Annotated in this window: 14 protein-coding genes; 6 read left to right on the forward strand and 8 right to left on the reverse strand. The window is 51.3% G+C overall.

Annotation, left to right across the window (positions count from 1 at the left end; translation table 11 throughout):
- Positions 1-411: 411 nt before the first annotated feature.
- Positions 412-1,587 (reverse strand): DnaJ family molecular chaperone, encoded by a 1,176-nt coding sequence (locus NNO03_RS17985; RefSeq protein WP_271450149.1) that lies wholly within the window; start codon positions 1,585-1,587, stop codon positions 412-414.
- A 301-nt stretch (positions 1,588-1,888) separates the two neighbouring features.
- Here NNO03_RS17985 and NNO03_RS17990 point away from each other — a divergent pair, with 301 nt between their 5' ends.
- From NNO03_RS17990 to pheP, 3 genes are all read left to right on the forward strand, one after another.
- Positions 1,889-2,974, forward strand: coding sequence for a YncE family protein (locus tag NNO03_RS17990; RefSeq protein WP_271450150.1), 1,086 nt, complete (start codon positions 1,889-1,891; stop codon positions 2,972-2,974).
- A 56-nt stretch (positions 2,975-3,030) separates the two neighbouring features.
- Positions 3,031-5,229 (forward strand): TonB-dependent siderophore receptor, encoded by a 2,199-nt coding sequence (locus NNO03_RS17995; RefSeq protein ID WP_271450151.1) that lies wholly within the window; start codon positions 3,031-3,033, stop codon positions 5,227-5,229.
- 126 nt (positions 5,230-5,355) lie between these two features.
- Positions 5,356-6,750: a phenylalanine transporter gene (gene pheP, locus NNO03_RS18000; RefSeq protein ID WP_137384554.1), complete on the forward strand. Its 1,395-nt coding sequence runs from the start codon at positions 5,356-5,358 to the stop codon at positions 6,748-6,750.
- A 54-nt stretch (positions 6,751-6,804) separates the two neighbouring features.
- Here the strand turns inward: pheP and NNO03_RS18005 are convergent, their stop codons facing one another.
- The 4 genes from NNO03_RS18005 to NNO03_RS18020 all read right to left on the reverse strand — a co-directional run bounded on the left by NNO03_RS18005 (position 6,805) and on the right by NNO03_RS18020 (position 9,836).
- A complete protein-coding gene (locus NNO03_RS18005; RefSeq protein WP_202039199.1) occupies positions 6,805-8,049 on the reverse strand; it encodes a mechanosensitive ion channel family protein in 1,245 nt (414 codons plus the stop codon).
- A 64-nt stretch (positions 8,050-8,113) separates the two neighbouring features.
- On the reverse strand, positions 8,114-8,767 hold the full coding sequence (nfsB, locus tag NNO03_RS18010; protein WP_271441914.1) for an oxygen-insensitive NAD(P)H nitroreductase: 654 nt from the start codon (positions 8,765-8,767) through the stop codon (positions 8,114-8,116).
- Positions 8,768-8,886: 119 nt separating this feature from the next.
- A complete protein-coding gene (locus tag NNO03_RS18015) occupies positions 8,887-9,255 on the reverse strand; it encodes an MmcQ/YjbR family DNA-binding protein (RefSeq protein WP_048212349.1) in 369 nt (122 codons plus the stop codon).
- Positions 9,255-9,836, reverse strand: coding sequence for a TetR/AcrR family transcriptional regulator (locus NNO03_RS18020; protein ID WP_271450152.1), 582 nt, complete (start codon positions 9,834-9,836; stop codon positions 9,255-9,257). Before NNO03_RS18020 ends, NNO03_RS18015 begins: the two co-directional genes overlap by 1 nt.
- Before the next feature lie 191 nt (positions 9,837-10,027).
- Here NNO03_RS18020 and NNO03_RS18025 point away from each other — a divergent pair, with 191 nt between their 5' ends.
- Both NNO03_RS18025 and NNO03_RS18030 read left to right on the forward strand, forming a co-directional pair.
- On the forward strand, positions 10,028-11,140 hold the full coding sequence (locus tag NNO03_RS18025; RefSeq protein ID WP_271450153.1) for an MBL fold metallo-hydrolase: 1,113 nt from the start codon (positions 10,028-10,030) through the stop codon (positions 11,138-11,140).
- 17 nt (positions 11,141-11,157) lie between these two features.
- Positions 11,158-11,499 (forward strand): RamA family antibiotic efflux transcriptional regulator, encoded by a 342-nt coding sequence (locus tag NNO03_RS18030; protein WP_005122005.1) that lies wholly within the window; start codon positions 11,158-11,160, stop codon positions 11,497-11,499.
- Between the two features lie 22 nt (positions 11,500-11,521).
- On the opposite strand, the gene NNO03_RS18035 is transcribed toward NNO03_RS18030, so the two are convergent.
- Positions 11,522-11,770 (reverse strand): DUF1158 family protein, encoded by a 249-nt coding sequence (locus NNO03_RS18035; RefSeq protein ID WP_005122002.1) that lies wholly within the window; start codon positions 11,768-11,770, stop codon positions 11,522-11,524.
- Positions 11,771-11,836: 66 nt separating this feature from the next.
- Positions 11,837-12,955, reverse strand: a complete 1,119-nt coding sequence (locus NNO03_RS18040) for a YbdK family carboxylate-amine ligase (protein ID WP_271450154.1) — start codon at positions 12,953-12,955, stop codon at positions 11,837-11,839.
- A gap of 143 nt (positions 12,956-13,098) precedes the next feature.
- Here NNO03_RS18040 and NNO03_RS18045 point away from each other — a divergent pair, with 143 nt between their 5' ends.
- Entirely contained in the window at positions 13,099-13,803 is a 705-nt protein-coding gene (locus NNO03_RS18045; protein ID WP_271450155.1) for a GNAT family N-acetyltransferase, read from the forward strand.
- 18 nt (positions 13,804-13,821) lie between these two features.
- On the opposite strand, the gene entD is transcribed toward NNO03_RS18045, so the two are convergent.
- On the reverse strand, positions 13,822-14,499 hold the full coding sequence (gene entD, locus NNO03_RS18050; protein WP_271441917.1) for an enterobactin synthase subunit EntD: 678 nt from the start codon (positions 14,497-14,499) through the stop codon (positions 13,822-13,824).
- Positions 14,500-14,524 lie beyond the last annotated feature (25 nt).

A 14,524-nucleotide genomic window follows, 5' to 3' on the forward strand; every position in this document is an offset into this window, starting at 1 on the left:
ATTTAAGATAAATCGTTTAAATCACCTCTGTGAAGATGATTGATAGATTTCGCTTATTGATCGACGGGGTTTTGTGTCCGTCGATTCGATAATGACAGGGGATTCCTATAGGTTTTGAAGGGGGATATTGTTAATTCTTATTAATTTCAAAAAGATATGTGATTTTCTTAACGGGGAAGGAAACAACCAGGAGAATTCTTAATCAAAGACAGGGCCGGAAAGGAGATAAATGTTCAGAAGAAGAAAATAGCGTTTGATTTGAATTAATGGGCTGTAAATGAAAATAATTTAGATTTATATTCTTTTTGTTTATGAGTTTTAAGATGTTTAATCTGAAGTAAGCTTTTCGTGCTTAATCTAAAAATCAGTCTTGCAGCTGCTTTTTTGTCTGCTTTTTGTACGCGAATTTTCTTAGCCAGCCAATAGCTCTTGCTCCACTTGTTGTACCTGCATTTCCAGCGTAGTGCGGATTTCTGTCAGTGCTCGTTGCTGATCGGAGAAGTAGGCTTCTTTGTCTGTTACTGAAGTGGCAAGACGCCAGGCGTTTTCCGCCTCCAGATCGCTAATCTCTTTGAGCAGCGCATTAATTTGCTCCCTGAGCTGCTGAATCTTGCTGCGTAAATGCTGCAGATCGTTTAATCGGTCACTTGCCATCATCGGTTCGAGCCCGGCTTGTAACTGGGTCAGTAATGCCCTAACCGCGGCCAGATCGGCATTTTGTCGTGCCTGATTAAGCTGCACCATCATCTGATGGGCTTTCTCTTTCAGATCATCCGCTACCACGTCCGGGTGGCAAAGGCGACTGGCCTGACGCCACAGGCGTTTTAACTCATTACGTTCATCTGCTGAAAGCCGCTGGTCGCGGGTGTAACGGTGCTGCGCATCCTGTTGTTGTTCCTGATATTCATCATACTCATGGCTGGCTTCCTCCTGTGCCTGACGGGTCGCGCTGTCGTCCTGGCGAGAAAAGTCGTTTTCCAGTTCACGAATTTCCGCCAGCAGGGCGGTGATAAGCTCAGTCTGTTGCTGAATGCGCTGGCGAGTTTCCACGGATTCGCGGGAGTCCGAACTCAGATTTACCCAGTGCTGCTTGAGTTTTGCCAGTTGATCAACGGCCTGTGAAATATAGTGCTGACAGGACTGATAATCTTTTTCCCGACGTTTTCGTTCTGCTTCCTGCTTCCGTTGCGCACTGGCAGCCAGCTGCTTACGCAGTTCGAGAATTCGGCTCATCAACGGTCCGAGGCGAAGATGGTACAGGTCATTGAAATCATCGAGGATTTGAATACGCGTATTGCGCTTATCAATCAGATCACGCAGTTGGGTTTCAAGCGCTTTCAGTTCGAGCTTACTGGCGGCAATGCCGGGGTCCTGCCACGTTGATACTGCGCGCTGGGATTGTAGCCAGTGTGTAATTTCACGCAGGGCATCGCCGAAACGCCGTTCTTCAATCGCCTGCACAATGACGCCGGGAATGACTGGCAAAGGTTCATTTTTCAGATGCGCCAATTGCTGGAAAATAATCTCTTCATCTTCCAGTTCGATAGCGCTTTTGACGATCTCAAGTCGTTTAATGATCTTATTCATGACAGTCGTTGCCTGGCGTGGTTCAAAAACGAGTGACTGAACCACGGCAGGTTCACCCGTTTGAAAATGTTGGAAAAACAGTAAAGTGCATTCTGTGGCCTGCGATGCCTTTTCGTCCAGAATAATTCACTGTAATTATGAAAAAGCGGTACTACCGCGCACTTCTCCGCGTCTTTAAACCCTCGTTTCATCTTTTTTATTCACCGGCTAATTATTCTTGATCTGATAAAGATAATGCGTATAGTTCTCATTCTCTTTTTGTTATTAACAATCTGCGTGAACTCTGGTAAGGATCCCGACAATGAAAAAAACAACATCCGCTCTGGCATTGTTGGCTGCCGTTGCATTAAGCGGCTGCACAGCTAACGCCACGCCAGCCAGTAACCCGGCGGCACAGGAAAAAACAATCGCCCCGGCAGCAACGGATATTCAGCAGCGCGCACTGGCTGACGGCTTGTATGAAATGGCGCTGAGTCCAGCGGGTGATGCGCTGTACGTCGCCAGTGCGGAAGGGTTCAAAGATGTTCAGGGTGGGGTAGTTTACAAGCTGGATCCGCAAACGCTGAAGACCCTCGGTCTGAGCCACACCGATCTGAAAAACTTTGGTATGGCTATCTCGCCAGACGGTAAAACAGTGTATGTCACAAACTCCCTGGATGGAGGGTTAAGCGCGCTGAATACCGCTGACGGCAAAGTCAAAAACCGTATCCTGTTCCCGGAACGTAATCCGCAAGGATTCCCATATGGCGCGCGCCAGGTACTGCTGCATAACGGTCTGCTCTATATTGGCGCCGTTGCCGATCCGGCGGTGATTTGGGTGGTCGATGCCGAAACACTGAAACTGAAAACCCGGATTAAAAATACCGGTAAATGGATGACCGGGCTGCATTACTCAGAAATGACGCAGCGTATTTATGCGGCAAACGGCGGTGGCGAAATCCTCGTTATCAACCCGCGTACCCAGCGCGTTGAAAAACGCTGGCAGCCGCTGGGCGATAAACCCGCATTGCTGCTGAATATGGCGGAGGACCCGCAAACCGGTCGCCTGTTTGTCACCGACAATTCCAAAGCGAAAACGACATTGGTGTTGGATATTCATACGGGCAAGCTGCTTAAACAGCTGGATATCGGGGATTCGCTGGCGGTGAAATTCAATGCAAAACGCAACGAAATCTATATTACCCAGCGTGATTCTGGAAAATTGCTTAGCCTGAATGCAACGGATTACAGCGTGAAGAAAAGCTGGGATCTCCTCCCCAATCCAAACAGCCTGTTGCTCTCTGCTGATGGCCAAACCTTGTTTGTCACAGTGAAACAGAAATTCAATAAAGACCACTCCACCTCCGCGCCAGATAACGTGGTGCGTATCGATCTGAATAAACAATAACAACATGTTGCCGGGGCGCTCTCCGGCAACGTCGTCAGACTTTTAATGGCATGGCTATGGACAACACTAAAACCTACGCACACTTAATGAGAAAAACGGTGCTGGCCGCTACTATTGGCGCGCTTTCCGGCACGGTGAATGCTGCTGAGACCCCGACAGAAGCGGAAGAGACCATTGTGGTACAGGCTGTTGAGGGACGTGAATTTAAACCCGGTGGCGATACGTTACTGCCTGCTTTTCTCGACGGTCAGGTCGCCAATGGCGGCAGGCTGGGGATGCTTGGTCAGCAAAATGCCATGGATGTGCCATTTAACGTTATAAGCTACACCTCAAAACTGGTCGAAGACCAGCAAGCTAAGACCGTAGCCGATGTTGTCGCCAATGACGCGAGCGTGCAGGCGGTACAAGGCTACGGTAACTACGCAGAGACATACCGTATTCGCGGTCTGAAACTTGACGGCGATGATATGACCTTTGGTGGATTATCCGGTGTGCTGCCGCGCCAGGTGGTGGATACGCAGATGATCGATCGCGTTGAAATCTTTAAAGGCGCGAATGGATTGCTCAATGGCGCGGCCGGTAGCGGCGTTGGCGGGATGATTAATCTTGAACCCAAGCATGCAGACGATACGCCGATCACACGCCTCGGTATGGATTATACCAGTGACTCACAGGTGGGAACGTCGCTCGATGCCGGACGCCGTTTTGGTGACAATAACCAGGTCGGCGCCCGTGTGAATCTGTTGCATCGTGAAGGGGAGGGGGCGGTAGACGACGATAAACGTCGTACTACGCTGGCATCGCTGGGACTGGATTACCGTGGCGACCGTTTCCGCAGTTCATTAGACGTCGGGTATCAAAAAAAGACGTTTCACGGCGGCAACATGGGAATCAATGTCTACTATGTGCCATTTGTCCCCGATTTGCCGAAAAATACGCACAACTATAGCCAGAGATGGGGCTATAGCGATATTGAAAATGAGTTCGGAATGGCGCGCACGGAATATGATCTGACTGATAACTGGACCGCTTATGCCGGTCTGGGTGCGCAGCACGCGCATGAGATTGGCTTGTACAGTGCCCCGGAAATATACAACCAGGCCGGTGATGCGAAAGCCGGACGCCTTGATACCAATCGTATTATCGATGCGTTCAGTGGGATGGCAGGGCTGCGCGGGAATTTTGATACGGGCTTTGTTTCGCATAAGGTGAACGTAGGTTATTCCGCCGTCACTAAAGAAGACAAAATCGCCTGGCGCATGGGGTCACGTGTCGCACGTCCGGACGTCAATATCTACGATACGCAAGATGTAGCAAAACCCGCGGTGACGGCGACGGGAGGTAACTATAGCGATCCGTTAACCAGTGGACGTACGCGTAGTCAGGGGTGGTTACTCAGCGATACGTTGGGCGTGCTTGATGATCAGCTTCTGTTTACTGTCGGCGCACGTCATCAAAAGGTCGTGGTACGTGATTACAACAAAGAAACTGGCGCTGAAAACGTTAAGAACAGTTTTGATGACAGCCGCTGGATGCCGACGTACGGTGTTGTATATAAGCCGTGGCAGGAACTCTCTTTTTACGCGAACCATACCGAATCACTACAGCCAGGCAGCACCGCGCCAAGTAGTGCGGTGAACTACGGTCAAAGCACCGGAATCATCCATGCAAAACAGAATGAGGTTGGGGTCAAAACAGACTTTGGGCGTGTCGGCGGTTCACTGGCGCTGTTTGAAATCAAAATGCCGGTCGCGCAACTGGATAGCCAGACCCGGTATTACGCAATCAACGGTGAGCAGCGTAACCGTGGCGTGGAGCTGAATGTTTTTGGTGAGCCGGTGTTAGGACTGCGGCTGAACGCCAGTGCAACGTGGCTGGATGCGACGCTCAGTAAAAATCAAAACGGCGTCAACGACGGTAACACGGCAATCGGCGTACCGGACTTCTATGCGGTGCTGGGGGCTGAATATGATATTAAACCGGTTGAAGGACTCACCGCGACGGCACGGCTGAACCATTCTGGCGCTCAGTATGCCAATGCGGCAAATACCAAGAAACTCGACAGTTTTACCACACTGGATTTAGGTGTGCGTTACCGTATGTCACTCAATCAAAACCAGAACCAGATGATTTTGCGTGCAGGGGTCGATAACGTCACCAACGAAAATTACTGGTCAGGTATTGATGATACCGGAACTTATCTGTTCCAGGGCGAGCCGCGCACGCTGAAGGTTTCCGTCAGTTACGACTTCTGATTTTTTTTCCTGGGCCTCGGTGCGTTGGGCAAGGATGCCCGGCGTATCCAAACGATTGCGCCTTGCGACAACCAGGTTGAAATGTTAAAAGAAGCCCCTTCAATAAAAACCACACAGGGGTAGGGCGTGAAAAACGCGTCAACTGCATCTGACACCAGCGTGTCCGATGCCGCGTCGACGAATGAACCGACGCTTCAGCGGGGGTTGCAAAACCGCCATATTCAGTTAATTGCGCTGGGCGGCGCAATTGGTACAGGCTTGTTTCTGGGAATCGGCCCGGCTATTCAGATGGCGGGACCTGCTGTATTACTCGGTTACGGTGTTGCCGGGATCATCGCGTTTCTGATTATGCGCCAGTTGGGCGAAATGGTGGTTGAAGAACCCGTTTCAGGATCGTTTGCCCACTTTGCCTATAAATACTGGGGGCCGTTCGCCGGTTTCTTGTCTGGTTGGAACTACTGGGTGATGTTTGTGCTGGTTGGCATGGCAGAACTCACCGCAGCCGGAATTTATATGCAGTACTGGCTGCCTGATGTCCCAACCTGGATTTGGGCCGCGGCTTTCTTCGTGATTATCAATGCGGTCAACCTGGTCAACGTGCGTCTGTATGGCGAAACGGAATTTTGGTTTGCGCTGATCAAAGTCCTGGCGATTATCGGCATGATTGGCTTTGGTATCTGGATGCTGTTTTCCGGCAACGGTGGCGAACATGCAAGCATCGATAACCTGTGGCGTTATAACGGCTTTTTCGCGACTGGCTGGAACGGACTGATCCTGTCGTTGGCGGTGATTATGTTCTCGTTTGGTGGTCTGGAACTGATCGGGATTACCGCTGCCGAAGCGCAGGACCCGCAAAAAAGCATTCCGAAAGCGGTAAACCAGGTGGTGTATCGTATTTTGCTGTTTTACATCGGCTCACTGGTGGTGCTGTTGGCGCTGTATCCGTGGGTGGAAGTAAAATCGAATAGCAGCCCGTTCGTGATGATTTTCCATAATCTTGACAGTAACGTGGTGGCATCTGCGCTGAATTTTGTCATTCTGGTGGCTTCGCTGTCGGTCTACAACAGCGGTGTTTATTCGAACAGCCGTATGCTGTTTGGCTTGTCGGTACAGGGAAATGCACCGAAATTCTTAACCCGGGTCAGCCGTCGTGGCGTACCGGTGAACTCATTGATTCTGTCCGGCGCGATTACGTCGCTGGTGGTGCTGATCAACTATGTGTTGCCGCAAAAAGCCTTCAGCCTGTTGATGGCGCTGGTGGTTGCGACGCTGCTATTGAACTGGATTATGATCTGTCTGGCGCACCTGCGTTTCCGGGCAGCAATGCGTCGTAAAGGGCGTGATACTCAGTTTAAAGCGTTGCTGTATCCGGCGGGTAACTACGTGTGTATCGCCTTCCTCGGCATGATTCTGGTGCTGATGTGCACTATGGATGATATGCGCCTGTCCGCTATCCTGCTGCCGGTGTGGATCCTGTTCCTGTTCGTGGCATTCAAACTGCTGCGTCGCAAGTCTCGCTAATATCTAACCGATCTCATCCTGGTGATGAGATCGGTTCTTTCTTCATGCTACCGATTAACGCTGAAAGACACCTGCCAGTGCACGAATATCATTTCCGGTAGGGGATTGATGAATGCGTAAGCCAAACTCTTCGACGACGGCAAAAATATGGTCGAAGATATCAGCCTGAATACTTTCATATTCCAGCCACACCACCGTATTGGTAAACGCATAAATTTCAATCGGTAAACCGTGGTCATCGGGTGCAAGCTGGCGCACCATTAATGTCATATCTTTGCGAATGCGCGGGTGGTGGCGTAAATATTCGTTCAGATAAGCGCGGAAGGTGCCGATATTGGTCATCTGGCGATGATTCAATACGGACTCAGGCGCATCTAATTGCTGGTTCCACTCGCTGATTTCCTGGTGACGCGTGGTTAAATAGGGTTTCAGCAGATGCGCTTTATGTAATCGCTGGCGTTCATCTTCATCGAGAAAATGAATGCTGGTGGCATCGATGCTGATGCTACGTTTAATGCGTCGACCACCGGAAGCCGACATCCCGCTCCAGTTTTTAAACGAGTCTGATACCAGCGACCAGGTGGGGATAGTGGTGATGGTGTTATCCCAGTTGCGTACTTTTACCGTGGTTAAGCCAATATCAATAACCGCGCCATCGGCACCGTATTTCGGCATTTCCAGCCAGTCGCCCAGCTTGAGCATATCGTTGGCTGAAAGCTGAATACCGGCGACCAGTCCGAGGATCGGATCTTTAAATACCAACATTAAGACGGCGGCCATCGCACCCAGACCGCTGATCAGTATTGCCGGGGACTGGCCAATCAGCAGAGATATCATCAGGATCCCGACGATAATTGCGCCAATTAACTTGATGCCCTGAAATATTCCTTTCAACGGCAGTTGTGATGCGGCAGGGAGTTTTTGCGACAGATTGAGAATCACGTCCAGCAGGGAGAATAAAGACAGCAGGGCGTACATCATGATCCACAACTGCGCGCAGGTGACTAATATTTCTGCGGCTTCACTGCCTTTCTGCAGCCAGAGGGCTGCCTGTATATTGACAATGATACCTTGCAGCGTGAATGCCAGTCGGTGAAATAACTTGTTCTGCGTGATGATTTGTAGCCACAGGCGGGAGCTGGCGTTGGCGCGCTTTTCAAATGCGCGTAATACCACCCAGTGCAAAATAACGTGAACAATAATGGCGGTGATAAAAATAATGCCAAAAATCATCACCAGCGAGGTGGTGTGATTTATTTCAATGCCGAGTTCTTCAACCTGAGATATCAATTCCTGCATAATGTCTCCTTAATAAACAGCGGTCTATGATGACCGCTGTGTGGAGCTTATGCAAATGTGGGGATCAGACTTCTGTCAGCGTCGTTTCTTGCGGCAGACGTGATTTTGGCAGGGCAGCGTTGAAGTCTTCTACGCTGTGATGGCCCACCGGGACCACAACAACGCTGGTGTAACCTTTTTCTTTCAGACCAAATTCTGCATCCATGATGGCCGCATCAAAGCCTTCAATCGGTACGGCATCCAGACCCATCGCCGCCACACCCAGCAGGAAGTTACCGACGTTCAGGTACACCTGTTTCGCCATCCAGTGGTTGTCGTCTTTCAGTTCCTTGCGGTGCAGGTCGGCAAAGAATGTACGGCCTTTGTGGTTTGCGGCTTTGGCTTCCGGGGTAGCAAAGCGTCCATCGCGATCTTCTTGATCCACCACGCGTTCCAGCCACGCATCGTCCATCGCCGTTTTGGCGCAGAACACCACGACGTGGGAAGCATCCAGCATTTTACGTTCGTTGAACACAAAGCCGCCGGCTGCGGATTTAGCCACCCGCGCTTTTCCTTCGTCAGTGCTGGCAACGATAAAGTGCCACGGCTGAGAGTTGGTACTGGACGGGCTAAACTGCAGCAGTGTTTTTAATTTTTCTGCTTGCTCAGCGGTCAGTTTTTTATTCGGATCAAATGCCTTAGTGGAGTAACGTTTTAAGGCGACAGAAACAATATCCATAACTACTCCTGGTGGTTTTTCGTACCCTGCGGGTGCGTTTTGTTTCAGCAGGGTACAGGGTTAGCGGGAAAATGATAAGACCGAAAAATGCAAAAACACTTATCGACGCTAACGATAAATCAGCCAGGCCGTAAGCGTTTTTGATCCCGTTTAGGCAGGCCGTCTACCACCCGATGCCATGAGTCGTTCACCAGGTCAGTCAGTAATGACTCGCTAATATCATCGCCGGGGTAGACGGATATCCAGTGCTTTTTATTCATGTGATAGCCCGGTTCGATACTGCGGTAAATCTGCTGATTCAGCAGTGATTTTTGTGGGTCTGACTTCAAATTCACCAACGGACGACCGCGCTGCTCTGAGACAATCATAAAAATCTTACCGCCGACTTTGAAGACATCGTATTCCGGGCCGAATGGCCAGCATTGCTCAGTAAAAGGGAGTTCGAGTGCAATACGTTTAGCACATGCATGCAGCGTTTGGCCGTCCATTATTTTTCCTCGCGGGTCAGTGCGCGCCACATGGCCTCAAACCCCATCGAAATATATTCATTCGCGCGGGCAGGATCGCGGGCGGCAAATTCCATGGTTGTCTCTGCAAGTGAAAGAAAAAGCCCATCACCGAAGGCACGATATTCGTCAGACATAAATTCAGGGCGAACGGAACGATGACATAAATCACGCAGTTCCGGGAACATATCGTCAGCCTGCTGTTCGGTTTCTTTGCTGATTTTCTCGCTGACGGCCAGTTGGCGGATAGTGCGATGTCCACAAGTATGGTTCAGACCCCAACTGATGTAGCTGTTCCAGATGTAGTGAGTCATGGTTTTGGCATCGGTCACTGAGCGATCCAGATTTGCCATCATCGACTGGCAGAGGTCTTGCTTTAAATGGAGGTAAAGCTCGTTGATCAGATCATCTTTTGTCGCGAAATAGCGAAACAACGTTCCCTCTGCGACACCTGCATTTCGGGCAATAACGGCGGTAGAGGCCGCAATACCTGATTGTGCAAATGCTGTGGTTGCAGCTTCCAGTAATGCCTGTTTTTTGTCTTCACTCTTCGGACGAGCCACTACACTTTACCCCTAAGTCTGTAAAAAAATAGGATTGAATCACGGCCTTTGCAGCACCGCAACGGCGAATGTCAAAGATTGAAAATCATCTTGACGACAAACTTTCGATTTCTATAATGAGTGCTTACTCACTCATAATCAAGGGTCAGTCGCGCAACCCAGCGGAAAGGGAGCGCGTTTAAGGTCAGGATATGAAGCGTCTCACAGTTTGTGTGGTTGTTATTATGCTCATTGCCGCAGCAGCAAGTTTACCGTTTGTATTCAATGCCGGATTTGGTCAGGCGCCGCAAGGAGCACAACTGAGTCAGGTTGAACAGTCGCCACACTATCGTGATGGACAGTTTCATAATCAGGTCCCGACCCCGGGCTATACCGGCAACAAGGGTATGTTGGCGGCCTGGTGGGAGTTTCTGGTCGCGAAGCGAGAAAACGCGCGACCCGCGCAGCCGTTACCACTGGTTGCGACCGATCTCGCCAGTTTATCGCCACAGCAGGATACCCTTGTCTGGCTGGGGCATTCCTCATGGTATTTGCAGTTGGCGGGCCAGCGTATTCTTATTGATCCGGTGTTGAGCAATTATGCCGCACCGTTTTCATTCCTGAATAAAGCTTTTGCCGGTGAGTATCCGTGGACCGCGCAGACGATGCCGGAGATCGATCTTCTTATTATCTCGCATGATCACTACGACCATCTGGATCTCGCCACTATCAAGGTTCTGATGCCGAAGATTAAGCGCGTGATTACGCCACTTGGCGTGGGATCGCACCTGCGTTACTGGGGAATGAACAGCGAGATCATTGAGGAACGCGACTGGAATCAATCCGTCAAAGTGACGGATTCACTGATCGTCCATGTCCTGCCTGCCCGCCATTTTTCTGGCCGGGGGATTAAACGTAACCAAACGCTGTGGGCCAGTTTCATGTTTGAAACGCCGGAACAGAACGTTTACTACAGCGGCGACTCTGGCTACGGGCCGCATTTTAAAGCGATTGGCGAGCAGTTTGGCAAGGTCGATTTGGCAATCATGGAAAATGGCCAGTATGACCAGGACTGGAAGTTCATTCATATGATGCCGGAAGAGACCGCCCAGGCCGCAGCCGATCTCCACGCGAAAGCGGTATTACCCGGACATGCGGGTCGCTTCGTTCTGGCAAAACACACCTGGGATGATCCCTACAAAAGACTGGCACTTGCCAGTCGCCGCCAACATTACCGATTGCTGACGCCAATGCTGGGTGAGCCGGTAGCACTGTCCGAACCGGACCAACAGTTTACGGCCTGGTGGCAGCAGGCAACGCAATGAACAGAGGGGAGAGCATGATGACGATTTCTGCTCAGGTAATTGATACGATTGTTGAATGGATTGATGATAATTTGAATCAACCTTTGCGCATTGATGATATTGCGCGCCATGCGGGGTATTCAAAATGGCATCTGCAACGCCTTTTTCTGCAGTACAAAGGCGAGAGCCTCGGGCGTTATATCCGTGAACGTAAGCTATTATTAGCGGCACGCGATCTGCGCGATACCGACCAAAAAGTTTACGATATCTGCCTGAAGTATGGTTTCGATTCGCAGCAGACTTTCACGCGTATTTTTACCCGTACGTTTAGCCAGCCGCCTGGGGCGTATCGTAAAGAAAATCACAGCCGCACACATTAACGGTATACGGGTTCTCGCGGGTCTATTCTGCCAGCGAGAACCAACGCCGCCAGATGAAGCGCAGTACAAAATACTCAATCACCCCGAGAAGCAAGAACCACAAACAAAACAACAAAGTATAAAACTGGTTAAGATCCATTAAATGGAAGGTTGTGACTAACTTTTGCGCCAACACCAGGCCAAGCGAAGGGGCGGGCAGCAGCAGGCAGGAAAGCAGAGCCAACAGCAGTATCCCGGCGGCGGTCATCAGTGATTCAAGCGGGTGTTTCATGGCATTGTTAAACTTGAGTTAAAAAGCCATTGTCGGGGATATCGTTGGTTAACGCAAACGTCGCGCTTAATGCCCCGCCCAGATCTCACAGTGTTTTTTCACCAGTCCACTCAGCGAGCCACCGTTTGCCACAAAATCACGCATGTGCCGGACCTCATTGTGACCTTTTTTCACCTGCTGATGTAAGGTGTGAACGGCACTCGCTGCCCCCACTTTTTCCGCCGACGCGGCGACAGTGTCCAGTAAGCGTAGCGTGTCGTCCGCCAGGCGATGGCGATCCCCGGTATTCACGTCGGTGAGTATTCCTTCCATACCAAAACGACAGGCCTGAAAACGGTTGAACGTGTACAACAGATAATCATTTTCCTGATGCCTGAATGGCCGTTCGGTGAGTAACCAGTGGGCGGTAGCCTGAATAAGCCCAGCTATGTTAAGTGCGTGCTCAAGGGTCAGCGGGGTGTCCATCACCCGCACCTCTACCGTGCCAAAATGCGGACTGGGGCGGATGTCCCAGTGTAAATCTTTAATGCTGTCAATCATGCTGGTATACGCCAGTCGGCGAAAGAGTCCGGTAAATTCCTGCCAGTTGCTCACCCACGGCATCGGGCCATTATCGGGAAATCCGGAGAAAATGTTCAGTCGTGCACAGGCAAAGCGTGTATCGGCAGCCTGCATATAGGGTGAGGCCGCAGAGAGCGCAATAAAGTGGGGGACAAACCGCGACAGGCCGTGCAGCAGGTAAATCGCATCGTCACCGTTGGCGCAGCCGATATGGACATGCTGACCGAAAACCGTCGCCTGCTGAATAAGGTAACCGAAGTTCTCCAGGTTCCGCCGATAGCGTTCGTTATCACACACTTCCTGACGCTGCCATGTTTGAAACGGGTGCGTACCACCACCGCAGATTTCGAGGTGATGCGTTTGGGCTGCGTGCAAAACAAGGTGCTGCATGGTGGAAAACTGCGCGGCTGCCTGGTCAACATCGCGACACACCCCGGTCGCCATTTCCAGCATACTTTCGGTGATATCGTGCTTCACCTCGCCGACAGTGAGTTCTGACTTCACGGCGTCAATCAACCTGGACGCGTCCTGGCTCAGATCGTAGCCCGGAGGATTGATTACCTGCATTTCCAGTTCAATGCCTAACGTAAAGGGGTCAGAGACATGAAAATCGGGTAGTGACATCGTGTTCTCCTGAGCGTTGATTTCTAATCAGTATAGAAGGGGCGGCGATTTTCTGTTCTGCGTGAAAAATCCCTGACCAGCGCTTTGAAGGTGAAATGGCGGGTGCTATAACGTGGTTTTGCTTGCATAACAGGGGATGAACAGTGCCAGAGATAAATCTGTATGGGCAGACGGTGGGTGATGCCCTGCCGGACTGGAATGGCGCAGCCGCGCTGCCACGGAGTGTGCTTATTGGTCAATATTGCCGTCTGGAGCCCCTGGACGCTGACCGCCATGCCGCCGATTTGTTTGACGCCTACGCGCAGGCACCTGACGAACGTGACTGGACCTGGCTTGCCAGCACGCGTCCTGCGAGCGTAGAAGAGGCCGCGCGCTGGGTCACGGGCAAATCAACGGATGCCTCTTTGGTTCCCTATGCGGTGATTGATTTACAATCCGGGCGCGCCGTGGGGTTAGTCTCATTTATGGCGATCGACCTTGTAAATGGCTCGGTCGAGATAGGCCATGTGACCTGGTCGCCACGAATGAAGAATACGGTACTGGGTACAGAAACCGTCTGGCTGTTGCTACGCCAGGCGTTTGCGCTGGGCTATCGCCGCGTGGAGTGGAAATGCGATTCCCTGAACGTCGCATCCCGCCGTGCGGCGGAGCGTTTAGGGTTTATCCATGAAGGGCGCTTTCGCCAGAAAATGGTGCGCAAGGGGCGTAATCGCGACAGCGACTGGTTATCAATGATTGACGATGAGTGGCCACAGTGTGACGCTGTTTTGCAGCGTTGGCTGGCTGTCGACAACTTTGATGAAAACGGACGGCAACGCCGAACGCTGGCGGCGTTTCAACCGGCATAGTGCGTTTGCCCTGACCACTCAGACAGAAAAGGCTGGCGAGTATGATGGTGGGGCCGGGCATAGGGTAATGATGTTTTCTTCACGCCGAAACCAGCTAACGTTAACGCTCAGCCCGGCGAGGCTTTGCGAAAATGACGGCGTGATTTGCAAGGTGATCTGCGTTGTGGTGAGAGCGATAACGTTGGCGCTGGAGAAGCCCGGAAGGTGCGTCAAGTGCGCTGAAAATGCCTTATACAGACTCTCTTTGGCGCTGAAGGCCAGAGTTAAGGCAAGCGGAAAGGGGAGTGACGCGAGAAGCAAAACCTGTCGCTCAGTGTTGTCTATTATGCTGTCAGCCAGCTCAACTGCGGTTTGTGGCATAAAAATAGCTTCTATATCCAGCCCAACGGGATGCGTCGATACTACCGCCAGCGCAGTTGATGCACTATGGCTGATACTGCCAAAGAGGCCATGTGGCCACAGCGGTTGTCGCTGCTCGCCGATGCCGGGCACCGTTTTGATACCGTATTCACGTAAAGCATGTATTGCGGCGATACGTCCTGCCAGGTGTTCTGCTTTACGTTTACGTGCACCAGCGGTTAGCTGGGTATGGTGAGGGAGCCAGAGCAGATCGTGTTCGTGAAAGCTGTTGGGATCGAACTCGACCATGTGCAGCGTGTGGTCTGCGAAAGTGAGCGGTGTGTGCGTGGTGTGCATGATAGTTATAATTTCCCTCTCCTCG

Origin of the sequence: Citrobacter sp. Igbk 16 (assembly GCF_028069755.1) — a bacterium.
Classification (GTDB): domain Bacteria; phylum Pseudomonadota; class Gammaproteobacteria; order Enterobacterales; family Enterobacteriaceae; genus Citrobacter.